We start from the raw sequence: 23,893 nt of genomic DNA, 5'->3' as shown, positions 1-23,893 counted from the left end.
CACCAGACCGAGGGATGCACCCGAGGGCCGGCCGCCAATGGCGGCCGGCCCCGCTGTCGTTGAGCCGTTATCAGAGTCTTTCGCTGAGGAGAACCATGTCCGAGACCGCGACCTCGCCCGTGCCCGAGTCCGGCCGAATCCCCGTCGACTTCTGGTTCGACCCGATGTGCCCGTGGGCCTGGATCACCTCCCGCTGGGTGCTGGAAGTGGTCGAGCTCCGCGACATCGAGGTCCGCTGGCACATCATGAGCCTCGCCGTCCTCAACGAGAACAAGGGCGACGAACTGCCCACCTCCCACCGGGAGATGATCGCGGCCAAGTCGTGGCCGTCGGTGCGCGTGGTCACGGCGGCCTGGCAGAAGTACGGCGCGGACGTCCTCGGCCCGCTCTACACGGCGCTCGGCACCCGCATCCACGACAACGGCGAGGGCCCGACCCGCGAGGCCATCGCCGGTGCCCTCGCGGACGCCGGCCTGCCCGCCGAGCTGATCGAGTACGCCGGGCAGCAGGACTTCGAGTTCGACGCCGAGCTGCGCGCCTCGCACCAGGAGGGCATCGAGAAGGTCGGCCAGGACGTCGGCATCCCGGTCATCGCGCTGCCGGGCCCGGACGGCGAGCAGATCGCCTTCTTCGGCCCGGTCGTCACCCCCGCCCCGAAGGGCGAGGAGGCGGCCCGGCTGTGGGACGGCGCGGTCGCCGTGGCCTCGGTGCCGGGCTTCTATGAAATCAAGCGGACCCGTACGCGCGGGCCCGTCTTCGGCTGACGGCACGACACCACACGCCACAGCGAGGCAGGGCCCCGCGGGTCACACCCGCGGGGCCCTGCCCATGGACACGGACACGCCCGGCCGGCGCTGTGCCACAACGCCGGACATCATGTCCGGTAGCGGAAGCGAATCCGGCCACGGGTGAGGTCGTACGGGCTGAGCTCCACCAGCACTCGGTCATGCAGCATGATCTTGATGAAGTTCTTGCGGATCTTCCCGCTGATGTGTGCGAGAACCTGGTGGCCGTTGTCCAGCTCGACCTTGAAGGTAGCGTTGCGCAGACATTCGACGACGATACCTTCGACGTCGACACCACCCGAATTTCTTGCCATATCCTCAGACTTCTCCGTAACTGGGCGCAGACTGGTGGGAAATTAATCCGAAAACACTTTAGTCGAGGCGCCCCGCACACGCTAGCCCGCCGTCCGTATTCAGCCAGAACGGCTGATCTCACCTCATTCCGGCCGAGCGGGAACCGCATCGGAATCCACACCCAGCCAATACCGTTGCCGCTGGAACGCATACGTCGGCAGTTCCACCCGCGCCGAACCCGTACCGGAAAGCACGGCCGGCCAGTCGAGCTCGGCGCCGGTGACGAACAGACCGGCCGCCGCGGCCACCGCCGTGTCCGTCTCGGGGTGGTCCTGCCGCAGCATGGCGACCACGGTGTCCGCCTCGGTGGTACCGCCCGTCACGGCCAGATTTTCGGCGATCGCATCGGCCAGGCCGCCCTCGGGTCCGGCCACGAGGAACCGTGTCGCCCCCGCCGCACGCAACGTCGCGATGCCGTCGGCGAAACGCACCGGCTGACGAACATGCCTCACCCAGTGGTCCGGCGAGCCGAGCAGATCACCACCGACCGACGCGTCGACGTTCGAGACGACCGGCAGGGTCGATGTGCCACGGCTCAAGTCCGCTGTCGCCTCGGCGAACCCGCCGAGAAGCGGCTCCGGCAACGACGGGTGGAACGCGTGCGCAACGGACTGCCACCGGACTTCCCTTCCCCTGCTCCGCAGTTCGTCCACGGCCACGGCCATCGCCGCACGGTCACCCGCGAGCACCACCGACGCCGGACCGTTCACCGCGGCGATGCTCACGTCCGGGGTGCCCGAGAGAACCTCGACGACCTCCGGTTCGCTCGCCGACACCCAGGCCATCGCCGCGGTGTCGGGCAGCTCGGCCATCAGCCGGCCACGCGCCACCACCACGCGCAGGGCGTCGGGCAGCGACAGCACACCTGCCACGTGCGCCGCCACGACTTCGCCCACGGAGTGACCCATGACGAAGTCCACCGTCACGCGCCAGGAGCCGAGCAGCGCGAACAGGCCGACGCCCACCGCGAACAACGCCGCCTCCGCGAGCAGGACCGGCTCGATCCCGCCGGTCTCGTCGGTCTCCTCGGCGAACACCGCGTCGCGCAGCGAACATCCCAGCAGCTCGTCGGCGACCGCGCAGACGTCGTCGAACGCCGCGGCGAAGACCGGCGAAGCCGCGTGCAGCTCACGCCCCATCCCCGCCCAGTGAGAGCCCTGACCGGGGAAGACGACCGCGGTCTTGCCGCCGGGACCGCCCCGTCCCGAGAACACGCCCCAAGCCACCGACTCGTCGGCGACGGCCCCCAGCCGGGCGACGAGCTCGCCGAGATCACGGCCGACCACGGCCGCCCGGTGCTCATGGCTGGTACGGGCCGCCAGCGACCGTCCCACCGCCCGCGGGTCCAGCTCCGGCCGCGCCGCGGCGAAGTCCCGCACCCGGGCGGCCTGAGCGCGCAGCGCGTCCGCACTGTGGCCCGACACCATCCAGACCGTGGGCGCCTGTGTGCCGTCGGCGTCCGGTTCCGTCCCGGTGCCGGTGCCCGTGTCTGTGTCCGTGTCCGTGTCCGAAGGTGCCTGTTCGAGAATCAGATGGGCGTTGGTTCCGCCGATCCCGAACGAGGACACCGCTGCTCGCCGCGCGCGTTCGACCTCGGGCCAGGGCCGGTTCTCCGTCAGCAACCGCACCGCTCCGGCCGACCAGTCGACCTTCGACGTGGGCTCGTCCACGTGCAGGGTCGGGGGCAGGGCGCCGCGTCGGATGGCCTCGACCATCTTGATCACGCCACCGACACCCGCGGCTGCCTGCGCGTGACCGATGTTCGACTTGAACGATCCCAGCCACACCGGTTCCGCGCCGGCCGGCCGCTGCCCGTAGGTCGCCAGAATCGCCTGCGCCTCGATCGGGTCTCCCAGCTTGGTCCCGGTCCCGTGCGCCTCCACCGCGTCCACATCGGACGTGGTCAGGCCGGCATTGGCCAAAGCCGCGCGGATCACCTGCTGTTGCGACGGGCCGTTGGGCGCGGTCAGGCCATTGCTGGCACCGTCCTGGTTCACCGCCGAGCCGGCGAGCACGGCGAGCACCTGGTGCCCCAGCCGTCGCGCGGTCGAAAGCCGCTCGAGCACGAGCACACCCGCGCCCTCGGCCCATGCCGTTCCGTCCGCGGACTCCGCGAAGGACTTGCAGCGGCCGTCCGGCGCCAGCCCTCGCCGCTGGGAGAACGCCACGAACATCCCGGGCGTCGCCAGCACGGTGACGCCTCCGGCGAGCGCCATGGTGCACTCCCCCGCGCGCACCGCCGCGGCCGCCTGGTGCAGCGCGACCAGCGACGACGAGCACGCCGTGTCGACCGTCACCGATGGGCCCTGCAGCCCGAGCGTGTAGGACACCCGCCCCGACACCACGCTCGCGGTCGTACCGGTCAGCAGGTACTTCTCCACGCCGTCACCGACCCGGGACAGCGAGGCGTACTCCTGGGTGACGGCGCCGAAGAACACTCCGGTGTCGCTCCCCCGCAGCGTGGCCGGGTCGATTCCGCCGCGTTCGAGCGCCTCCCAGCTCACCTCCAGCAGCAGCCGCTGCTGGGGGTCCATCGCCAGCGCCTCGAGTGGCTTGATCCCGAAGAATTCCGCGTCGAACGCGTCCGCGTCGTGGATGAATCCGCCGGCGCCCAGATACGTCTTGCCGGGACCGCCCGCCGGATCGACCACCGCCGGGTCCCACCCCCGGTTGACGGGGAAGTCCGACACCCCGTCCACCGCGCCGGCCACCATGTCCCACAGGGCGTCCGGCGAGGAGACTCCGCCGGGGAAGCGGCACCCCATACCCACGATCACCACCGGATCACCGGCCGTCGGCTGCTTCCGGCGCGCCGGTGCGGCGGTCTCGGTCCGGACTCCGGCGAGTTGCGCGTGCAGGTGTGCCGCGAGGTCCTGTGGCGTCGGGAAATCGAAGAGGAGTGTCGCGGGCAGCGGCTTGCCGGTGATCCGGTTGAGGGTGTTCCGCAACTCGACGGCGCTGAGCGAATCGAAGCCGAGCGCCTGGAACTGCCGGCGCGGGTCGATCGACGCCGCGTCGCTGTGGCCGAGAACGGCGGCGATCTCCGCCCGGAGGACCTCCGTGAGACGACGGAGCCGGTCTGCCTCGTCCAGGCCCGCCAGTTCCCGTACCAGCGATGTCTGCGACGCGGTGTCGTCCTTGCGCGCCGTCCGGCGGCGGGAGGGCCGTACGAGCTCACGCAGCAGCGGAGAGATCTGCTCTGCGGTGGTCTCGATGCCGGTCAGCTCCAGTTTCGCGGGCACGAGCAGGGGCCGGTCCGCGGCGACGGCGGCATCGAGCAGCGCCAGCGCCTGCTCGGTCGGCAGCGGGCTCAGACCGGTGCGGGCCAGCCGCGCACGGTCCTGGGAGCCGAGCCCGCCTCCCATGCCCGACTCCTCCGCCCACAGGCCCCAGGCGAGCGACACCGCCGGAAGCCCCTGGGAGACACGGTATGCGGCCAGCGCGTCGAGGAAGGTGTTGGCCGCGGCGTAATTGCCCTGGCCGGGGCCGCCCAGGACACCGATCGCGGAGGAGAACAGCACGAAGGCGTCCAGTTCCAGATCCCGCGTCAGTTCGTGGAGGTGCCACGCGCTCAGTGCCTTCGCCCGAAGCACCGTGTCCAGGCGTTCGGGAGTCAACGCGGACACCACGCCGTCGTCCAGCGTGCCCGCGCAGTGCACCACCGCGCGAACCGGCGCCGAGTCGGGCAGCGTGGCAAGCGCCTCGGCCAGCGCGCCGCGGTCGGCGATGTCGCACGCCGCGATGGTCACATCGGCGCCCAGGGAGGACAGCTCGGCCTCGAGGCCCGCCGCGCCGGGCGCGCCCCCGCCTCGTCTGCTCAGCAGGAGCAACCGGCGCACGCCGTGCTCGGCGACCAGGTGCCGCGCCACGACGGCTCCGAGTGCGCCTGTGCCACCGGTGATCACCACGGTGCCCTGAGGGGTCCACTTCGGCCCCGCCCCTGTCGCGTCGACCGGGGCCAGCCGCGGGACGTGGAACTTCCGGCCGCGGACGGCCAGTTGCGGCTCGTCGGCGGCGATCGCCGCGGGCAGCGACCGCAGCCCCTGGGCGCCGTCGACGTCGATCAGCGTGAAGCGGCCGGGATGTTCCGTCTGCGCCGATCGGATCAGGCCCCACACGCTCGCCGCCGCGACACTGCGGACCGGAGGCACCGCGCCTTCGGTCACGAAGACGAGGCGGGAGGTCAGCTCCTCGTGCGCGAGCAGGTCCTGGGCAAGCGCCAGCGCCTGGTGGCTGAGCGTCCGGCCGGCCACGGCGGGATCGTCGCCGTCGTCGCGGAGCGGGGCGACGATCGTGTCGGGCACGGTCGCCCCGCCCTTCACCGCCTCCGCCAGCGCGGCCACATCCGGGTAGCCCTCCCATCCGATGGCGGCAGCCGACGCGGCATCGCCGAGGATCACCGTGGTACCGGCGGCCGGCACGTCACGCGAGGGCACCGGCGTCCACACGACCTGGCGCAGGTCGTCGAGACCGCTTGTCTCTCCTGCCGCGGCCGTCGCCTGCTCGGGGTTCGCCTCCCGCAGCACGAGCGACGCGACCGTCATCACCGGGTTCCCGGCGTCATCGGCGATCTCGGCGCGTATCCGGCCTTCGGCGATCGGGGTCATGCGGGCGCGCAGACGACCGGACCCGGTCGCGTGCACCACCACGTCACTCCACGAGAACGGCACCCGCAGGGCCGGCCGCTCCGGACCGCCCGAGGGCACGACGGCCCAGGGCTGGATCACGGAGTCGAGCAGACCGGGATGCACCCCGTACCCGTTCGCACCGGTCGTGTCGGGGAGGCTCACCTCCACATAGCGGACGTCACCGTCGGCCCAGATGCGGCGCAGGCCGAGGAAATGCGGGCCGTAGCCGAATCCCGCGTCGGCGGCCTCCCCGTAGAACTCGTCGACATCGACGGGGACCGCACCGGACGGCGGCCACTGGGTCAGCTCGAACGCCGGCTCGGCTTCGGCGGCCGACAGGAAACCACCGGCGTGCCGGGTCCAGTCGGCGTCCGTGCGGGCGTCCACGGGGCGGGAGTACACCGCGAACTCACGGCGTCCCGCGCTGTCCTCGGGTTCGACGACCACCTGGATGCGCCGGGCCGTCCGGTCCGGAATCGCCATGAACACGTAATGGGTCAGCTCGTCGACGCGGTCACAGCCCACCAGGCCGGCGACGTGCGCCATCATGTCCAGGATGGCGACGCCGGGCAGGATCACCGTGCCGTGAACGACGTGTTCCGCCACCCAGGCCGGTGAGTCCGCGCTGAGCCGGCCGGTGAACACGTACCCGGCACCGCCCGGCAGGTCCGTCATCCCGGAGAGGATCGCGTGGTCCACCTTCCGCAGCCCCACCGCGTCCGCGACGGCTCGCGCAGGGGCGGGCGTGAGCCAGTACCGGTCCCGCTGGAACGGATAGGTGGGCAGTGCGACGCGACGGCCCGGGGGTACCACCTTCGACCAGTCCACCCGCTGCCCGTGCACGTACAGATGGGCCAGTGCCGCGAGGGTGGTACGGACTTCGGAGCGGCCGGTACGGAGCATGCCCGCAGCCGCCGGCCCCGCCGCACCGAGCATGGCCGTCAGCACCGGATCGGGTCCGAGCTCCACGCACCGGGACACCCCCAGCGTGCGCAGAGTGCCGACCGCGTCGGCGAACCGCACCGGCAGCACCACGCACTCGGCCCAGTACCGCGGCGAGGTCGCCTGCTCGGCCGTCAGCAGTTCCCCGGTGGCGTCGCTGACCACCGGGATCCGCGGCGGCATCAGCGTCACGCCCGCGAGCACCTGCTCCAGCTTCGAGACGACCGGCGCCATGTACGACGAGTGGAAGGCCTTGTGCACGCGGAGCCAGCGCACCCGGCGGTCGGGGAAGCGGGCCACGGCGGCGGACAGGGCGACGCGATCGCCGGCCAGCACCACCGCCTCCGGCCCGTTGACGGCGGCCAGGGAGATACGGCCGGCCTGATCGGCGTCCAGGATCGGGGCGACCTCGGCCTCCGAGGCCGCTATCGCGACCATGGCCCCGTCATCGGTCGCCTGCATCAGCCGGCCCCGGGCCGCCACCACGGCGCAGGCGTCGGGCAGGGACATCACGCCCGCGACGCAGGCCGCGGCCAGTCCGCCCACCGAGTGTCCGACGACCACGTCGGGCTCGGCACCCCACGCCCGCAACACCGCGGCCAGCCCGAGTTCCACCGCGAACAGGGCCGCCTGCGTCCACATGGTCGAGTCCAGCACTCCGGCGCCGTCCTCGAACATCACCTCGCGCAAGGAGCCGCCCAGCACCGCGTCGAAGTGCCCGCAGATCTCATCGACGGCCTGGGCGAACACGGGCGAGGTGTCGTACAGCTCCCGGCCCATCCCGGCCCGCTGCGCGCCCTGCCCGGTGAACAGCCAAGCCGACGTCCCGGGGCAAGCCGTACCCGCGACCACATCCGTACCGGATCCACCGCGCGCAAGCGTCCGCAGTCCGTCCACCAGCTCGCCGTCCCGCTGCCCGAGCACGACCGCCCGGTGCTCGAACACACTGCGGCCCAGGAGCGAGAAGGCGATGTCGCGCGAGGACACCTCTTCCTTTGCGATCAGGTCCAGCAGGCCTGCCGCCGAGTCCTGGACCGCTTCACGCGAGCGCCCGGACAGCACCAGTACGGGCGGGAGCTCCGCCTCGGCCGCTCCCTCGGGGCCGGCCACGCCGTGGTCGAGGCCGCTGTCGCCGTCCGCCTCAGCCGCGTCGGGGAGGAGCTGTTCGAGAATGACGTGCGCGTTCGTCCCGCTGATCCCGAACGAGGACACCGCCGCCCGTCGCGGCCGGCCCAGGTCCGGCCATGCGCGTTGCTCGGTCAGCAGAGCCACCCGGCCGGCACTCCAGTCCACCTGCGAGGTGGGCGAGTCGACGTGCAGGGTCTCCGGGATGACGCCGCGCCGGAGCGCCTCGGTCATCTTGATGATCCCGGCCACTCCGGCGGCCGCCTGTGTGTGGCCGATGTTCGACTTCAGCGACCCGAGCCACACCGGTTCCGCGTCCGCCTCGCGCTGTCCGTACGTGGCCAGCAACGCCTGCGCCTCGATGGGGTCGCCCAGCCGGGTGCCGGTTCCATGGGCCTCGACCACGTCCACGTCCGTCGGGGTGAGCTGCGCGTTCGTCAGCGCGGCACGGATCACCCGCTGCTGCGAAGGGCCGTTGGGCGCGGTCAGCCCGTTGCTGGCGCCGTCCTGGTTCACCGCCGAGCCGCGCACCACCGCCAGCACCTCGTGGCCCAGCCGCCGGGCGTCCGAAAGACGCTCCAGCACCAGCACGCCCGCGCCCTCCGACCAGCCGGTCCCGGCCGCGGACTCCGCGAAGGACCTGCACCGGCCGTCGGGCGCCAGCCCCTCTGGCGGGAGAACTCGACGAACAGCCCCGCGGTGGCCATCACCGTGACGCCGCCCGCCAGCGCCACCGAGCACTCCCCGGCCCGCAGCGCCGTGGCCGCCTGGTGGATGGCGACCAGCGACGACGAGCACGCCGTATCGACGCTCACCGCCGGCCCCTCCAGACCCAGCGTGTAGGCCACACGTCCCGAAATGACGCTGGCGGCCCCACCGGTCAGCCGGTAGCCGGCCGCGGGGTCGTCGGTTCCGGAGCCACTGTCCGCGTACTGCACCGCGGACGAACCGAACACGCCGACGAACACGCCGGCGTCACTGCCCGCAGCGACTTCGGATCGATCCCGGCACGCTCCAGTGCCTCCCAGGTCACTTCGAGCATCACGCGCTGCTGCGGATCCATCGCCAGTGCCTCACGCGGACTGATGCCGAAGAAGGAGGCGTCGAAGTCCGCCGCGCCGTCGAGGAAGCCCCCTTCCCGGACATAGGTGCGGCCGGGTGTACCGGGTTCCGGGTCGTACAGGTCCGTGACATCCCAGCCGCGGTCGGACGGGAAGCCGCTGATCACGTCCCGGCCCCCGGCCACCACGTCCCACAGGTCCTCCGGCGACGAGACACCTCCGGGGAGCCTGCACCCGACACCGACGATGACGACCGGATCGTCGTCCGTCGTAGCGCTCGCGGTCCCCGGCCGGACGGGCAGCTCGGCGACCGTCCCGCCGAGTATGCACTCACACAGGTGCTCGGCCACCTGCGCCACCGTCGGCCGGTCGTACAGCAACGAGGCGGGCAAGGTGGTGCCGGTGGCCGCGGCCAGCCGGTTGCGCAGGTCGACGGCGCTGGACGATTCGAAACCGAGGGCCTTGAACGAGGTCTCCCGGTCGATGACTTCGGGGGAATCCAGCCCCAGCACGGTGGCGGCGTGGCCGCGGACCAGCTCCACCAGCGCCTCGCGCCGCGCGTCCTCGTCGAGCGCGGACAACCGCGTGCGCCACGGGGACTCGGGCTCCCAAGGCGCATCCGGCGTCGAGTCCGGCCACCAGTGGGTGCGCTGGAACGCATAGGTCGGCAGCGGGACACGGCCTGTGTCCGCGCCGAAGACCGCCTGCCAGTCGGGCTCCACGCCGCGCGCGATCAGCGCGGACATCGACGCCATGAGCTTGCGCCAGGCCGGGTGGTCCCGGGTCAGCGAACCGACCGCGACGCTCGGGGCCGGACGGTCCTCCAGGGTCTGCTCCACCGCCAGCGTGAGCACCGGATGCGGACTCATCTCGATGAACACGCCGTGACCGGCGTCCGAAGCGCTGCGCACCGCATCGGCGAACCGGACCCGCTGCCGCAGGTTCGTGTACCAGTACGTGCCGTCGAGGTGCTCGGTGTCGAGGAACTCACCCGTCACGGCGGAGTAGAAGGCCGTCTCGCCGGGTTTGGGAGTGATCGAGGCCAGGTCGGCGAGCACACGTTCCCGGATCGGCTCGACGTGAGCGGTGTGTGAGGCGTAGTCGACCGGGATGGCCCTGGCGCGCACGCCCGTGGCCCGGCAGTCGGTGACGAACTCGGCTATCGCCGCCGAGTCGCCCGCCACCACCACGGTCTGCGGACCGTTGACGGCGGCGATGTCCAGCCGGCCCGCCCACGCGGCGATCCGGGCCGCCACCTCTTCCTCCGGCAGCGCCACCGCGGCCATGCCGCCCCGGCCGGCGATGTCCGCAATGGCCATGCTGCGGAACACGACGACGGCGACGGCGTCCTCCAGGGTCAGCGCGCCGGCGATGTGGGCCGCGGCGATCTCGCCCTGGGAGTGACCGATGACCGCGGCGGGGCGGATCCCGAACGACTGCCACAGCCGCGCCAGCGCCACCATGACGGCGAACAGCACCGGCTGCACCACGTCGACGCGGTCGAGCGAAGGTGCCCCCGGGTCGCCGCGCAGCACTGCGGTCAGTGACCAGTCGACGTGCCTCGCGAGCGCCTCCTCGCACTCCCCGACCGCGGCGCGGAACAGTGCCGACGACTCGATCAGGTCCAGCGCCATGCCCGGCCACTGACTGCCCTGGCCGGGAAAGACGAACACGACACCTGAGGTGTCCGCCGTACCGTGCACGGCGCTCGAACCGTCGCCGGCGGCGAACTTCTCCAGGCCGTCCACCAGCTCTGCCCGGTCAGCTCCGAGGAGCACCGCGCGGTGTTCGAAGGCCGTCCGGCTCGTGGCCAGCGACCAGCCCACCGCCTGAGCGGAGACCTCGGGACGCTCGGCGAGGCGTTCCCGCAGGCGGACGGCCTGATCGCGCAGCGCCCGCTCGGTGCGGGCCGACAGCACCCACGGCAGGACGTCCGGCCGCTGCCCGGCCTGCGCCGCGGCCCGCCCGGTGCTCGCCGGTGGTTCGGACAGGACGACATGGCAGTTCGTCCCGCCCATGCCGAACGCGCTGACGCCCGCCACCAGTTGCTGCCCGGGGGACGGCCACGGACCGGCTTGCTGCTGCACCCGCAGGTTGAGGCCGTCGAAGTCGATTTCCGGGTTGGGCTTCTGGAAGTTGAGACTGGCGGGGATCGTACGGTGGTGGATGCTCAATGCCGTCTTGATCAGCCCGGCCACCCCGGCGGCCCCTTCGAGATGACCGATGTTGGTCTTCACGGAGCCGACGATCAGCGGATCGCCCGGGGTGTGAGCCGTCCCGACGACGGCGCCCAGCGCGGCTGCCTCGATGGGATCGCCGAGCCTGGTTCCGGTGCCGTGCAGCTCGACGTACTGCACGCCACCGCCGTCGATTCCGGTGGCCCGGTACGCCGCACGCAGCACGTCGGCCTGTGCCCCGGCGCTCGGCACCGTCAGCCCCGGCGTGGAGCCGTCGTTGTTCGTGGCGCTGCCGCGGATCACACAGTAGACCGAGTCACCGTCGGCCAGCGCCCGCGCCAGCGGCTTCAGCAGGACGACACCGCCGCCCTCGCCCCGGACGTAGCCATTGGCTCGCGCGTCGAAGGTGTAGCAACGGCCGTCGGGGGAGAGCCCGCCGAAACCGGCGGACACCTCGTTGCTCTCCCAGACGAGGTTGAGGTTCACGCCACCGGCGATCGCGAGCGTCGATTCGCCACGCTGCAGGCTTGCGCAGGCGAGGTGCACGGCGACGAGCGACGACGCCTGTGCCGCGTCCACGACCATGCTCGGACCCTTCAGGCCCAGCGCGTACGACACCCGGTTGGCGATGATGCCGCGATGCAGCCCGGTCATCGCATACGCCGACAGCTCGTTGCCGCCGTGCAGGAGGGTGGCGTAGTCGTCCCAGACCGCACCGAGGAAGACGCCGGTGCCGCTCCCGGCCAGCGTCGCGGGGACGACGCCGGCGTCTTCGCAGGCCTCCCAGGCCAGTTCGAGGATCAGCCGCTGCCGCGGGTCCATCGCGACGGCCTCGCGCGCGGAGACGCCGAAGAACTCCGGGTCGAAACCGGCCACGTCGTCCAGGAAGCCACCGTAGGGCACCGTGTCGCGGCCGGGGCCGAGCTCGAACCTGCCCTCGGGCGCCGGACCCAGTCCGCTGCCGCCGCTCGCCAGCAGCCGCCAGAAACCGTCCTTGTCCGCGGCCTGCGGAAAACGGCACGAGATACCGATGATGGCGATGGGTTCCGACCCGGGCACGTTCTCTTCTTCGTCCGTCATGACAGTCCTTCCTCGAGCTACCGGATCGGATGTCCGAAACTCCGCCTGCACGATCCGCTGGAAGCTCTCCCGCCGACGCTGTCCGCAGGCTCCGGGAGCAGCACCGTCACTGACTTCGACTGAGCGGGAATCGACCACGAACGTCACCCGTTGGTCCTGAGGGGGCGACAGGTCCCGTCCGTCCGTCGGTCACGCTGCGGGCTCATACGGGGAGCTTTGTCACGCTAGACGGGCGGCAAGGACGGCTGCATCCCTCAGCCTGACAGTGCCGGGAAGAGGCGTTCTGAGCTGGGGAGTTGGGCGCCGCCGCCGAGGAGGCCGTTACTCAACGGCCGCTTGGCACCGAGGGGTTCGCGCGGACCCCCTGGCTGGACTGGACGAGTCGGGGCTGATAATCTGCCGAAGGCCGTGAAACAGTTGCGAGGAGGTGAGACCCCCATGAACGTGGTATCGATGTGGGTGCTCCCCCTCTTCGTCACGGTCGGGCGATTGACGTAGGTCGCCGGGAGCGCCTCGACAAGGCAATCCCGAAAGGCGTAGACCTATGAATTCTGTACCCTCCACTTCTGGCACGGGCGAGCACACGGTAGTGATCACGCGGGTCGCGGACAAACAGTGGCACGCGCTGGAAGATGACCAGGTGGTCGGCCGCGGTGAGGCCTGGCAGAGGCTCGACGGGCGGGTTTTCGTCAGTATCGACTCCTGGAACGACACGGTGTTCGACCAACTCGCCGATGCGATGCTGGCGGAACTTCCGCGGCCGCTGTACACGATGGTCGACGAGGCCGATGCCGAGCTGACGTCCCACTGGCAGCGAGCCGGCTTCGCGACCGGGCGTCGTGAGTGGATGTGCCTCGTGCCCACCGATCCGAAGGCCACGGGTCTCGACTCCGTTCTTCCGCCCTCGGACGTGACGATTCTGCCCGCCGGCGAAGCCGAGGCGGAACCGCTGCGCCGGCTGGACCGCGAGATCCGCGAGGAAGTCGAGGCCACGGTCGGCTGGCAGGAGATGCCGGCCGAGGTACTGCCCCGTCCTGACGACGCCACCCCGGTGGATCCGTCGAAGTTCGTGGACCCGTCGAAGTGCGTGGTGGCGGCGCAGTCCGGTCACTACGTCGGAATGATCCGGGTGGCGCCGGTGCCCCGGCAGCCGCGGATCGGCCTCATCGCCGTCCGGGCCGGCCAGCACCGCCGCGGTATCGCCCGCGCCCTGCTGGCCCAGGCTCTGCGCGCACTGCACCAGTCCGGGATCCAGACCGTATCCGCCGAAGTCAGCGAAACCAACGAAGCAGCCATGGCGCTCTTCGACGGCATCGGCGCCCAGCGCGAGAGCAGCAACCTGGAGTTGGTGCTCCGCTGACACCCCACCGCTCCGCCACGCGAGCGGCTATTCCCCGAACGCACCACCAACCACAGAAGTGCGAGAGTATGCCAAAACAAACACGCGGAATCGAAGTCGAGGGCACCGTCGTCGAGTGCCTGCGCAACGCGACCTTCCAGGTGGAACTGGAGAACGGGCACAAGGTTCTCAGCCACATCAGCGGCAAGATCCGGAAGAACTACATCAAGATCCTGCCGTACGACCGGGTACTCGTGGAGATCAGCCCCTACGACCTCACCCGCGGCCGGATTCTCTTCCGTTACCGCACCTGATCGCGGACCGAACCCACGTGACACCGGCCTGATGTGAGACGGTGCCGGCGACAGGCCCTCGCCTGGTCGCCGACACCGCCGTCAGGCAGGCCGCGGCGGAGATCAAGCTTGTGATGTCACCGCGGAATTCCGCAGGACGCCGATGATCTCGTCAGCCACTTCGGCAAAGCTGTCGGTCAGGTAGAAATGGCCTCCGCCAAATGTCCTGAGTGCGAACTCGGCATTCGTCTCGGACTCCCACATGCGGGCTTCGGGAACGGTGACCCGTGAGTCTTCCGTGCCGATGAGCGCGACGATCGGGCAGCTGAGCTTCGGCCCGGAAGAATACCGGTAGTTCTGGACGGCTTTGTAGTCGTTCCGCATCACCCGAAGGATCGGCTGGATCGCCTCCCGGTCCTCCAGGAGTACCGGACTGGTGCCGCCGAGCCGGCCCAACTGGGCTACCAGTTCGTCGTCGGTGAGATCGAGTGATTCCAGCCGGCTCGTCGTCGGCGCCCGCCGGCCCGAGACGAACAGTGCCAGGGGCTGCGCCGTGCCGTCGGATTCCATCCGGCGCGCGACCTCGAACGCGAGAAGCGCCCCCATGCTGTGCCCGAACAATGCCGTCGGCTTCTCGTCGAGCGCGCCGATGGATTCATGGATCACATCGGCGAGCAAACCGAGGTCGTCGACCAGCGGCTCGCGGTACCGGTCGAGGCGCCCCGGGTACTGGACCGCCAGGACCTCGGTGTCCGGGTGGAGCCGGGCCGAGAGCGGCAGGTAGAACGGCGCGGATCCGCCGGCATGGGGAAAGCACACGATGCGAGACGGGGCATGGCCGGCTCGGGAGTAGTGCCTGAACCAGTGTCCAGGCTCGTTTGTGGAAACCAAGGCGGTAGTCCTATCTGCAAATTGGTGGTCCCGGCCGGTCGGCGCTACTGAGGTCCACCGTCGACCTGGATCGTCTGGCCGGTGAGATACCCGGCGTCCGGGCCGGCGAGAAAGGCGACGACGCCGGCGATGTCTTCAGGTACGCCCACCCGGCGCAGCGGCACCCGCGAGGCGGCCGCGTCACGGAGCTGAGCGGGGTCCTTCCGGATCCGGCGGGCGACCGCGTCCGTCATGGCCGTATGGACGAAACCGGGGGCGACGGCGTTCACCGTGATCCCCGAGGGGCCCAGTTCGATCGCCAGTGTCCGGGTCAGCCCCTGTATCCCGGCCTTCGCGGTGGCGTAGTTCGCCTGCCCCGGATTGCCCAGCGCGGCGACCGAACTCACGTTGACGATACGGCCGTGGCCTTGTTCCCGCATGTGCCGCCCGACGGCCCTGGCACACCGGAAGGACCCGTGCAGATGGACGTCGATGACCTCGTCCCAGTCGTCGTCGCCCATCGCGAAGAGCAGGTTGTCCCGGGTGATCCCGGCATTGTTGACCAGGACGTCCGCAGGACCGAGCCTGGCCGCGACCAGATCGGCCATCGCGTCCACCTCGGCGGTGCGGGTCACATCGCATGCGATGCCGACAGCGGTGCCCCCGTTCGCCCGGATCGCCTCCACGGTTTCGACCGTGGCGGTCTCGACACGCTCGAGCACCGCCACGGACATCCCGTCAAAGGCCAGACGCCGGGCGATCGCTGCGCCGATGCCCTGGCCGGCACCGGTGACGATGGCGACTGCGTTACTCATGTCCTCGCTCTGTCCCGGGGTCTGTTCGTGCTGGGTGGCCGGCTCGGTCAGAACCGGACGGGCAGCCGCTTGAGCCCGAGCACCGACGTGCGCAGCCGCACCGGCACCTCGGCGAGCGGCACGTCCAGGGCGAGGCCGGGCAGCGCGAGCAGCAGCTGGGACAGTGCCTCGGTCAGCACCAGCCTGGCCAGCCGCTGACCGACGCAGGCGTGCACCCCGTAGCCGAAGGCCAGGTGACCGGAGGCGTCGTTTTCGAGGTCGAGCCGCTCGGGACAGGCGAACCTGGCCGGGTCGCGGTTGGCCGCGGGCAGCGCCACCGTCACCGTGTCGCCTTCGCGGATGAGCTCCCCGCCCAGCTGCACATCGGTGAGCGCGGTGCGGAAGATCTGGTACTGGTTCACCGTGGTGTACCGCAGCAGCTCCTCGATGGGTGCCTCGTCACCGGCCTCGACGGCCGCGCGGAACGCCGCGAGCTGATCGCGGTGATGCAGCAGCGCCAGCAGGGACATGCCCAGAGCGGCCTCGCAGCTGGCGAAGCCCGCAGCGAAGACGATCACCAGCATGTTCGTGATTTCGCGGTCGGTCAGCTCGGGTATCGCGGCCAGCCTGCCGATGATGTTGTCGCCCGGTGCGGTTCGCGCCTTGCCGACCAGGTCGAGGACGTAGAAGAACGCCTTGGTCGTGGCTTCGCGTTCTTCCTCGAGGCCGAGGCTCTCGTCGTTCGTGGTGTCGGTCAGCGCAATCATGGTGGCGCTGTCCTCGAGGGGGATGCCGATCACGTCGCACAGCACCTGCGCGGACAGCGGCCGGACATACGTGGGCAGCAGGTCCACCGGCGAGCCCTTTTCCCGCAGTGCGGCCAGTTGGCCGGTGACCATCCGGGCGACTTGCGGGGCGAACGCCTCCATGCGGCGAATGCTGAACTCGCTGCTCAGAATGTTCCGGTAGCGGGTGTGTTCCGGCGGATCCATGTGGATGAACCCGCCCGGGACGATCGGCACCGACGGGAACACCTCTCCCCTTTTCGTCAAGGGGACGTGGGCGGTGTGGAAATTGTGGCTGAACGCGTGGCTGCTGAGTACCTCGCGAGCCAGTTCCTGATTGGTTGCCAGCCAGCCGACATGGCCGTCCGGGTACACCATGCGGGCCAACGGCTGCGATGTGAGCAGCTCGGTCAGCACCGTCGGCGGGTCGAACGGTTCGGTGCGATCCCAGTGCTGGAGATATGAGATCGGCTCTGAGATCGACTCAGTCATGGGGGTCCATCCTCTACGTGGACACGGCCGCGCCGCGCGGTGTCAGCAGTCCGATGTGACGCTAATCGAGGCGCGGCCGCCTTCCATCCCTCACACTGACAGCCCGATGCCGTGCCGCCGAAGCGAGCGGACGTCTTTCCGGGCGATGCCGAACCATTCCCGTGTTTCGAGGAAACCACGGCTTACGAAACGGCGAGATCCGACGCCTACGAGAACCGGTGTGCCTCCGGGAGCGGGACGATCACAGTAGTCGTATTGAGGATGCCGGGCGCCGACAACAGCGCCATATGGTGGCCGCGTTCGTACCACTGACGGAAAGTGAGCACAGCATGACCACCGAAGCCACGACCTTCGAGCAGGGCTATCAGAAGGGATACCTGCCTGGAGCTGTTGGCGCGAGGCGGGCTCCGTGGGACATCGGCAGGCCTCAGGACGCCGTTGTGGAGCTCGCCGCGAAGGGGGCCTTCACCGGGTCGATTCTCGACATCGGCTGCGGTCTCGGCGACAACGCGATCCACCTGGCGGGCCGCGGGCTGGACGTCACCGCGGTGGACAGCGCCCCGACGGCGGTCGAGACGGCCAAGGCCCGTGCCGCCTCCGAGGGCGTACAGGTGAACTTCGGCGTGGCCGACGCGACCACCCTGGCCGGCTACGAGAACCGCTTCGACACGATCCTGGACAGCGGCCTCTACCACTGCCTCACGGACGAGGACCGCAAGCGCTACGTCGAGGCGCTGGCGCGGGCCGGCAAGCCGGGCGCACGGCTGCACCTGCTCAGCTTCACGAACGAGCTGCCCCAGGCGCATTTCCTCGTCCCGGTCACGGAGGACACCCTGCGCGGTGACTTCGTCGCCCCGTGGACCATCGAGGCGCTGAACACGGTCCGCTACGAGACGACGCTGGACTTCGAGAGGCTGCGCACCCGGGTGCCGGGGATCGGCGAGGTGCCCCCGGCCGACGGGAAGCTCTGCCCCGGTGTGGAGATCGACAAGGACGGTGTCATCTGGTTCGACGCGTGGCACCTCGAGGCCCGCCTGAGCTGAGTCCCCGAGCCCGACGAACAACAAGCGGCAGACCTGACAGGAGCGGTACCGGCTATGGACGTGACCTTGATCGGTGCCGGGCTGATGGGCCGTATCCACCTCGACGCGTGGATACGGACCGGGGCCCGCGTGCGCGTCCACGACTCGGACGGCGATCGTGCGGCCGCGCTGGCCCAGCAGTTCGGCGCCGGTGTCGTCGACACGATCGCCGCGGCTCTCGACGGCGCCGACGCGGTGGACATCTGCTCCCCGACCGCGAGCCACCGGGACATCGCGCTGGCCGCGATCGCCGCGGGGGTGGCCGTGGTGTGCGAGAAACCCCTTGCCACCTCCGCTGCGGAGGCCGAGGAGATCGTCGCGGCGGCCGATGCGGCCGGGGTGCCGGTCTACCCGGCGTACGGCACCCGGTTCATCCCTGCCTACGCGCGACTGCGCGAGCTGGTCGCCGCAGGGGAACTGGGTGCCGGTGCGGTGGGCCGGTTCACCAGCGTCGGCTACCACCCGCGGGCGTGGACCGACACGCTGTCGGCGCGCTCCGGGGGCGTCCTGACCGACGCGATGGCGCACGGGGTGGACCTCGCTTACTGGGTCTTCGGCGACGTGACCCGCGTGCACGCCTCCTACCGGGGCGAGCTGGCCACGCCCGCCCCGGCGGGGACCGTGGCGATCGGGACGGCGGTGCTGACGCACGCCGGTGGTGCGGTCAGCCAGGTGGTCTGCGGCTGGGCGGCGGAGCAGACCCGCCATCGAACGACCTTTCATGTGTCCGGCAACGGAGGCTCCATGCAGTACGACTCCACCTGGCCCCAGCCGCTGCGAGTGACCGGAGGGGCGGTGGCCGATGTGCCGCGGGCCTTCGGCGAGTCGCCGTTCGTGGCGCAGATCCGCGAGTTCGCGGGCGCTGTGACCGGGGCGCGGGAGGCCCGGGTGACCGGGAAGGACGCGCTGGCGGTGGCACGGATCACCGAGGCCGCCGCGGAGTCCGCGTGGACCGGGCGGGCCGTCGAGCTCGGCGCGGACGGCGGCCGGCGATGAGGATAGCCATCCTGTCGTTCGCGCACGAGCGCGCGGAGGACTACGCCCGGCTGCTGTGCGCACGATCCGACGTGGAGTTGATCGCCGCGGACGACGATCAGGCCCGGGCCCGGCGCGCGGCCGACCGGCTGGGCATTTTCGTCGGCACGATCGACGAGGCGTTCGCCGCGGCACCGGACGCGGTTGTGGTGACCAGCGCTCCCGCCGGGCACCGGGCTCTGGTGGAGCGGGCCGCGGCGGTCGGCGCGCACGTGCTGTGCGAGCAGCCACTGGCCACCGACGAGGCGGATGCCGTCGCCATGGTCGAGGCGTGCTCCCGGGCGGGGGTCGGCCTGGTCCTGAGCGGCCCGGCGCGGTGCAGCCCGGCGTTCGGCGAACTGCGGCGGATCATGGACGACGGCGGCCTCGGCACGGTGCTGACCGTGCACGGCGTACACACCACCGTGCCGCGGGTGACCGGCGCCGGGGCTGTGGCGGGAAACCTGGCGCACCTGGCCGATCTGGTGGACGGGATGCTCGGAGGCGATCCGGCGGTACAGGTGTATGCGCAGGCCGGCACCGTGCCCGCCGCGGCCGACGGGGTCGAGGGCGCCGCGCTGGTGTCGGTGACGTACCGGAGCGGAACAACGGCCGCCTTCGACGTCAGAGTCGCCGAGACGGCCGGTGACCACGGGCCCGTGGTCACCGTGTTCGGCACGTCGGGCAACGTCGAGTTCGAGCCCTGCGGCCGGTTGCTCGGCAGGTTCGACACCATGACCGGGCGGGACCGGTGGGAGACGGAGGACTCGGCTCTGCACGCCGACATGCTCGACCGCTTCGTGGCTGGAGCGCGCGCGGGCGGGCACTGCGCACCGGACGGTACCGCCGGTCTGCGCGTGCTGCGGATCCTGCGGGCTGCCCACCGCTCGATGGAGACGGGAGGGCCGGTCGACGTGGGCTGAGGCGGCAGCGCGTGAGATCAACAGGAGCGCGGGCGGATGCGGGTCACCCATCGCGGAGAGCCACCAGTGAGGAACCCTGGTGGCTCTCCGCGATTTGTGACGCCTCTCGACCTCACATGATCCCCTGGCGGACCACAACACGGCCGGCTCATCACGCCCGTAGCCGGCCTTCGCCACGAGAGCCCCACCGGGCCTCGCGCGCCGGCCGGCTGGTCAGCGCCTCCCGCGTCACCTCATTCCCTTACAGCGTCGTCGAGGTACCTCACGGCGCTCAACGCCGGGGCTTCCGTCTGCCCCACGAGCCGGGCCAGGGCCACCGCACCGTGGAGTGTCGAAAGTCCACCGAGGAGCGAGGATCTCACCAGGGGCGGGGACACGCCGGGCCTGGCCAGCGCAGCCACGTGACGCGCCACCGTGTCGGTGAAGCCGGGCAGCCCCGCGGCGAAACCCCCGCCCACCACGACCAGATCAGGGTGCAGCAACTCCCGCACCCCGGTGATCGCCACGGCAAGTCTGTGACAGGAGCGGTCCACGGCCTGCACGGCCCACTCCTCGTCGGCCACAAGACCTTGCTGCAGTTCCGCGTACGCCACGTCGGCACCGCGCAAGCGGGCTGCGCGCGCCAGCGTGGCGGGCCCGGAAGCCGTGGCCTGCAGACAACCTCGGCGTCCGCACCGGCACTTCAGACCGTCGGCATCGGTGACCAGATGACCGAGCTCGAAAGAACCGCGGTCCAGTCCCGGCCACAGGACTCCGCCGGACATCAAACCGCCACCGATACCGGTGCCGACTCCGACGTAGAGCACATCGTCGACGTCTGCTGCCCGTGCCTCGGCCAACGCGCCCAGGTCTCCGTCGTCGGCCCACCGTACCGGCGTGTTCGCGAAGAGCTTCTGGAAGGTGGGGCGCACCTCCACACCGAGCCACTCCGGCCGGCTCGGCCAGGCGGAGACGAGTCCGTCCGTCCCCACGGAGGCCGGCAGTGCGATACCCACGGCGCCGAATCCCTCGGGAACCTGCTGCTGAAGAACCGCGACTTCCGCCGCGAGCTGCTCCACATCGGACTCGAGGCCACGCCCGCGCCAATGGAACAGGTGCTCGTGCACCCTTCCCCCGTCGGTCTCGGCTCGCAGTGCCACCTTCGTCCCGCCCAAGTCGAGGCCCAGCCAGGCGGCTTCGCGTGGTGACTGTTTGCCGAGCCTCAGACTGCGCACTACCACCCGCGGCCTCGGACCGGAATCTGCGGGCAGAGGGGCAGGAGGTCCTCGGGGGAGCGGATCACGAAATCCGGACCGGATGCGATCAGGTCGGCCTCGTCCACCGTTGCCCATGTCGCCGCGACGGCGGTCACCCCGGCACCCCGCGCGCTCAGCATGTCGGCGCGGGCATCGCCCACCATGACGGCCGTTTCCGGCTTTGTGCCGAGCAGGCTGAGCGCCCGCAGCACGATGTCCGGGGCGGGTTTGGGGTTGACGACCTCGTCGGAGCCGACCACCTGGTCGAAGTATTCGATCAGGCCGAGCGTCGTCAACAGGGAACGAGCCCGTGATCCGGCCTTGCCCGTGGCCACGGCCAGCCGGAATCCCCGCTCCCGAAGCGCCCCGAGCAGGTCGACGACGCCGTCGGCCACGGGAACCTGGTCCGCGAGCCGGTAGCTCTCGCGGACGAACGGCTCCTCCATCTCCAGCGGAAGACCCATCCGGCGCATGATCTCCGGGAAATACAGGCCCTGGTACTGCTGGTATTCGGCGAAGGGTGCCGGCCCCGCGCCGATCACTTCGGCATAGGCCACGGCGAAGGCTTTGCCCATCGTCTCGTGGCTGTCGACCAGGACGCCGTCGAGATCGAAAACCACCGCGTCGCGCATCGGAACGCTCATCAACAGGCCACCGCCTCTGCAGCACTCGGCCTGGCAGGCGCCGAAGGCGTCGCCGCGGCCGCATAGATTCCCTCGATCGTGGCGACGATGCGGCGCACTCCCGCGATGGCGCACCCCCTGGACGACGGATCGAACAGGCGGCGACTCAGGTCGTCGAGCTGATGGTCGTACTCGGCACCGATCGGTTCGACCGGGACCGGGATCTCCTGCACCTGCCCCTGGGAGACGAAGCTGATCCGGGGCCGCGGCTCACGGTTCGGGCTGAATCCGAACGTCGACCTCAGCGTCGCCGTCCCATTGCTGCCCTCGATCCGGATCGCGGTCACGTCGTGCGTGGCCGAGTGCGCCGCCCAACTGGCGTGCAGGCCCACCGACAGACCGGCGTCGGTGACCAGGAACCCGCGCACGGTGTCCTCGACGTCGGCCTCCATGGCGGGGGCCGGGAGATCGTGCCGCCAGGCCGCCGTCCAGCTGGGATTGTTCACGTGGTCATCGGAAACAGACGCGGCGATCTGTCCGAAGTCCACGGCTCCGACGATCTCCTCCAGGAGGTCGAGCAAATGCCAGCCCAGATCGAGAAGCACTCCCCCACCGGCTTGCGCCCGATTGGTGAACCAGCCCCTGGACTGCGGTACCCCGCGTGCCCGGACCCACGTCAGATCGACGTTGCGCAGACGCCCGAGTTCCGGCACCAGCTTGAGCAGCTGCCCGACGTCGGCCCGGTACCGCGAAGCGCTGCCGGCCAGCAGCAGTCCGCCCCCCTGGTGCTCGGCGTCGGCCAGCGCATGGGCCTCGGCCGTGGTGATGCACACCGGCTTCTCCACGAACGTGGCGAAGCCCCGCATGAGCAGACTGCGCGCCAGGGGCGCGTGCGCGTGGTTGGGTGCGGCGACCAATGCGAGGTCGGCCGCACCGGGCCGCAGCGCATCGATGTCGGCGAAGGCGGGGCGGCCGGTTGTCGCGGTGAAGTTCTCCCGCTTGGCCGGGTCGGGATCGACCGCGGCCACCACCTCGTAGTCGTCCCGGGCCGTGAGCCGGGGAAGCCAGATCTCCCGGCCTGACCAGCCGAGCCCGATCAGTACGGTCCGGATCGTCATCCCGCGGCCACCGATTCGGCCACGATGGCCGCGACGTCGTTCAGGTCCTGCCCGGATGCGAGCAGCGTCCGGTGATGCAGCCACACACAGTCCTGGCTGATCGCCTCGGTGTTCGGGCATCGCTTGGCGACCGCGTTGATCGACTCCGCCGGCGCCCCGGTTTCCCAGAACGCGGCGGTGCGGTAGATCGCGCGGAAGGCCGCGAACGCCGGGACGCCTGCCGCAACCAGCCGGTCGACCAGGAGGTTGCGCCGTTCCTCGGTCCAGCCGGGCAGCCGGAACATCGCCATGTAGTGCGGGTTCCGGTCAGCCCGTGGGTCGTCGCCCTGCGGCCGGACGCCGGGGATCTGCGCCAGCAGCGCGGACAGCGACCGCCAGCTCTTTTCCCGCAAGGCGATCTGGTCGTCGAGGCGGGTCATCTGGGCTCGCAGCACGGCGGCCGAGAACTCGTTCATCCGCATGTTGGACCCCGCCACCTGGTGGTGGTAGCGCCGGTCGGTGCGCGGACGACCGCAGGAGTGGCGGAGAAAGGCCTCCTCGTACATCTCCTCGTCGGGGAAGAGCACCGCGCCGCCCTCTCCCGCCGTCATCAGCTTGCCGTTCTGGAAGCTGAACGCCGCGACCGAGCCCAGTTCGCCGACACGCTTGCCCTGCCAGCGCGCGCCATGCGCATGGGCGGCGTCCTGCAGGATCTGTATGCCGGAGTCCGCGACGAGCTTCTCCAGCCCGTCCATGTCGGCCATGAGTCCGGCCATGTGCACCGGCATGATGACGCGTGTCCGCGGCGTGATGGCCGCCGCGGCGGCGGCCACGTCGATGCAGTAGGTGTCGGGGTCGACATCCACGGGGACGGTGACTGCTCCCAGGCGCTGAGCGGCCTGCGAGGACGAGATGAAGGTGAACGCCGGTACGATCACCTCCGTTCCGGGACCGACGCCCATCGCCTGCAGGGCGAGTTCCAGCGCGTGTGTGCCGTTGGTAACGGCCAGCGCATGGGGGGCACCGTGATATTCGGCGAACTCTCGCTCGAAGGAATCCACCTCCTTCCCGCCCATGCGCCACCACTGGCCCTGGTTCAGAGCACGTTCCAGGGCCTGGCGTTCCGTGTCATCGAATTGCGGCCACTCCGGAAGGGCCGGTGCCGGTCGAGGACTCATTTGTGCCGCTCTCCTT

The 23,893-nt window shown here is 70.7% G+C and carries 15 protein-coding genes and 1 pseudogene; 6 read left to right on the top strand and 10 right to left on the bottom strand.

The window, feature by feature from the left end; translation table 11 throughout:
* The first annotated feature begins 95 nt into the window (after positions 1 to 95).
* The gene (locus BFF78_RS27150; protein ID WP_069780796.1) at positions 96 to 764 is read left to right on the top strand and encodes a mycothiol-dependent nitroreductase Rv2466c family protein; all 669 of its coding nucleotides are present in this window, start codon (positions 96 to 98) and stop codon (positions 762 to 764) included.
* 110 nt (positions 765 to 874) lie between these two features.
* Here BFF78_RS27150 and infA (BFF78_RS27145) read toward each other — a convergent pair whose 3' ends face one another.
* The 3 genes and pseudogenes from infA (BFF78_RS27145) to BFF78_RS48415 all read right to left on the bottom strand — a co-directional run.
* The gene (gene infA, locus BFF78_RS27145) at positions 875 to 1,099 is read right to left on the bottom strand and encodes a translation initiation factor IF-1 (protein WP_069780795.1); all 225 of its coding nucleotides are present in this window, start codon (positions 1,097 to 1,099) and stop codon (positions 875 to 877) included.
* Positions 1,100 to 1,222: 123 nt separating this feature from the next.
* Positions 1,223 to 8,425, bottom strand: coding sequence for a type I polyketide synthase (locus BFF78_RS47255; RefSeq protein WP_069780794.1), 7,203 nt, complete (start codon positions 8,423 to 8,425; stop codon positions 1,223 to 1,225).
* Positions 8,426 to 8,455: 30 nt separating this feature from the next.
* Positions 8,456 to 12,152, bottom strand: a pseudogene (locus BFF78_RS48415) (type I polyketide synthase); the annotation flags it as partial.
* Between the two features lie 544 nt (positions 12,153 to 12,696).
* Here BFF78_RS48415 and BFF78_RS27130 point away from each other — a divergent pair.
* Together BFF78_RS27130 and infA (BFF78_RS27125) are read left to right on the top strand one after the other, a co-directional pair.
* Entirely contained in the window at positions 12,697 to 13,512 is an 816-nt protein-coding gene (locus BFF78_RS27130) for a GNAT family N-acetyltransferase (RefSeq protein WP_069780792.1), read from the top strand.
* A 68-nt stretch (positions 13,513 to 13,580) separates the two neighbouring features.
* Positions 13,581 to 13,805 carry a translation initiation factor IF-1 gene (gene infA, locus BFF78_RS27125; RefSeq protein ID WP_069780791.1) on the top strand — a complete coding sequence of 75 codons (225 nt, stop codon included), beginning with the start codon at positions 13,581 to 13,583 and terminating at the stop codon, positions 13,803 to 13,805.
* 102 nt (positions 13,806 to 13,907) lie between these two features.
* Here the strand turns inward: infA (BFF78_RS27125) and BFF78_RS27120 are convergent, their stop codons facing one another.
* The 3 genes from BFF78_RS27120 to BFF78_RS27110 all read right to left on the bottom strand — a co-directional run bounded on the left by BFF78_RS27120 (position 13,908) and on the right by BFF78_RS27110 (position 16,725).
* Positions 13,908 to 14,603, bottom strand: coding sequence for a thioesterase II family protein (locus BFF78_RS27120; RefSeq protein ID WP_227025937.1), 696 nt, complete (start codon positions 14,601 to 14,603; stop codon positions 13,908 to 13,910).
* 116 nt (positions 14,604 to 14,719) lie between these two features.
* Positions 14,720 to 15,469 (bottom strand): 3-oxoacyl-ACP reductase FabG, encoded by a 750-nt coding sequence (gene fabG, locus BFF78_RS27115; protein ID WP_069780789.1) that lies wholly within the window; start codon positions 15,467 to 15,469, stop codon positions 14,720 to 14,722.
* Between the two features lie 47 nt (positions 15,470 to 15,516).
* Positions 15,517 to 16,725, bottom strand: a complete 1,209-nt coding sequence (locus BFF78_RS27110; protein ID WP_079161495.1) for a cytochrome P450 — start codon at positions 16,723 to 16,725, stop codon at positions 15,517 to 15,519.
* 329 nt (positions 16,726 to 17,054) lie between these two features.
* On the opposite strand from BFF78_RS27110, the gene BFF78_RS27105 reads away from it, so the two are divergent.
* The 3 genes from BFF78_RS27105 to BFF78_RS27095 are packed head-to-tail and all read left to right on the top strand — an operon-like array spanning position 17,055 to position 19,744.
* Complete coding sequence (locus tag BFF78_RS27105) at positions 17,055 to 17,768, top strand: class I SAM-dependent methyltransferase (protein WP_069783837.1); 714 nt, start codon at positions 17,055 to 17,057, stop codon at positions 17,766 to 17,768.
* A gap of 54 nt (positions 17,769 to 17,822) precedes the next feature.
* Positions 17,823 to 18,803 (top strand): Gfo/Idh/MocA family protein, encoded by a 981-nt coding sequence (locus BFF78_RS27100; RefSeq protein WP_069780788.1) that lies wholly within the window; start codon positions 17,823 to 17,825, stop codon positions 18,801 to 18,803.
* Complete coding sequence (locus BFF78_RS27095; protein ID WP_069780787.1) at positions 18,800 to 19,744, top strand: Gfo/Idh/MocA family protein; 945 nt, start codon at positions 18,800 to 18,802, stop codon at positions 19,742 to 19,744. Before BFF78_RS27100 ends, BFF78_RS27095 begins: the two co-directional genes overlap by 4 nt.
* Before the next feature lie 233 nt (positions 19,745 to 19,977).
* Here BFF78_RS27095 and BFF78_RS27090 read toward each other — a convergent pair whose 3' ends face one another.
* The 4 genes from BFF78_RS27090 to BFF78_RS27075 are packed head-to-tail and all read right to left on the bottom strand — an operon-like array spanning position 19,978 to position 23,877.
* Positions 19,978 to 20,958 (bottom strand): ROK family protein, encoded by a 981-nt coding sequence (locus tag BFF78_RS27090; protein ID WP_227025936.1) that lies wholly within the window; start codon positions 20,956 to 20,958, stop codon positions 19,978 to 19,980.
* A complete protein-coding gene (locus tag BFF78_RS27085; protein ID WP_227025935.1) occupies positions 20,958 to 21,611 on the bottom strand; it encodes an HAD-IA family hydrolase in 654 nt (217 codons plus the stop codon). The genes BFF78_RS27090 and BFF78_RS27085 overlap by 1 nt, the downstream gene beginning before the upstream one ends.
* Positions 21,612 to 21,622: 11 nt before the next feature.
* Positions 21,623 to 22,720 (bottom strand): Gfo/Idh/MocA family protein, encoded by a 1,098-nt coding sequence (locus BFF78_RS27080; protein ID WP_069780785.1) that lies wholly within the window; start codon positions 22,718 to 22,720, stop codon positions 21,623 to 21,625.
* Positions 22,717 to 23,877 carry a DegT/DnrJ/EryC1/StrS family aminotransferase gene (locus tag BFF78_RS27075; RefSeq protein WP_069780784.1) on the bottom strand — a complete coding sequence of 387 codons (1,161 nt, stop codon included), beginning with the start codon at positions 23,875 to 23,877 and terminating at the stop codon, positions 22,717 to 22,719. Before BFF78_RS27075 ends, BFF78_RS27080 begins: the two co-directional genes overlap by 4 nt.
* Between the last annotated feature and the right edge of the window lie 16 nt (positions 23,878 to 23,893).

The organism is Streptomyces fodineus (assembly GCF_001735805.1).
GTDB lineage: Bacteria > Actinomycetota > Actinomycetes > Streptomycetales > Streptomycetaceae > Streptomyces > Streptomyces fodineus.
The sequence above is the reverse complement of the archived record's forward strand: the minus strand, read 5'-3'. Positions and strand labels throughout refer to the sequence as shown.

What these genes read in the sequence shown, in the direction of transcription:
- BFF78_RS27110 (WP_079161495.1), bottom strand. Translation starts at nt 16,725, where the DNA reads ATGACTGAGTCGATCTCAGAGCCGATCTCATATCTCCAGCACTGGGAT.
- fabG (WP_069780789.1), bottom strand. Translation starts at nt 15,469, where the DNA reads ATGAGTAACGCAGTCGCCATCGTCACCGGTGCCGGCCAGGGCATCGGC.
- BFF78_RS27075 (WP_069780784.1), bottom strand. Translation starts at nt 23,877, where the DNA reads ATGAGTCCTCGACCGGCACCGGCCCTTCCGGAGTGGCCGCAATTCGAT.
- BFF78_RS27095 (WP_069780787.1), top strand. Translation starts at nt 18,800, where the DNA reads ATGAGGATAGCCATCCTGTCGTTCGCGCACGAGCGCGCGGAGGACTAC.
- infA (WP_069780795.1), bottom strand. Translation starts at nt 1,099, where the DNA reads ATGGCAAGAAATTCGGGTGGTGTCGACGTCGAAGGTATCGTCGTCGAA.
- BFF78_RS27100 (WP_069780788.1), top strand. Translation starts at nt 17,823, where the DNA reads ATGGACGTGACCTTGATCGGTGCCGGGCTGATGGGCCGTATCCACCTC.
- BFF78_RS27130 (WP_069780792.1), top strand. Translation starts at nt 12,697, where the DNA reads ATGAATTCTGTACCCTCCACTTCTGGCACGGGCGAGCACACGGTAGTG.
- BFF78_RS27150 (WP_069780796.1), top strand. Translation starts at nt 96, where the DNA reads ATGTCCGAGACCGCGACCTCGCCCGTGCCCGAGTCCGGCCGAATCCCC.
- infA (WP_069780791.1), top strand. Translation starts at nt 13,581, where the DNA reads ATGCCAAAACAAACACGCGGAATCGAAGTCGAGGGCACCGTCGTCGAG.
- BFF78_RS27085 (WP_227025935.1), bottom strand. Translation starts at nt 21,611, where the DNA reads ATGCGCGACGCGGTGGTTTTCGATCTCGACGGCGTCCTGGTCGACAGC.
- BFF78_RS27105 (WP_069783837.1), top strand. Translation starts at nt 17,055, where the DNA reads ATGACCACCGAAGCCACGACCTTCGAGCAGGGCTATCAGAAGGGATAC.
- BFF78_RS27080 (WP_069780785.1), bottom strand. Translation starts at nt 22,720, where the DNA reads ATGACGATCCGGACCGTACTGATCGGGCTCGGCTGGTCAGGCCGGGAG.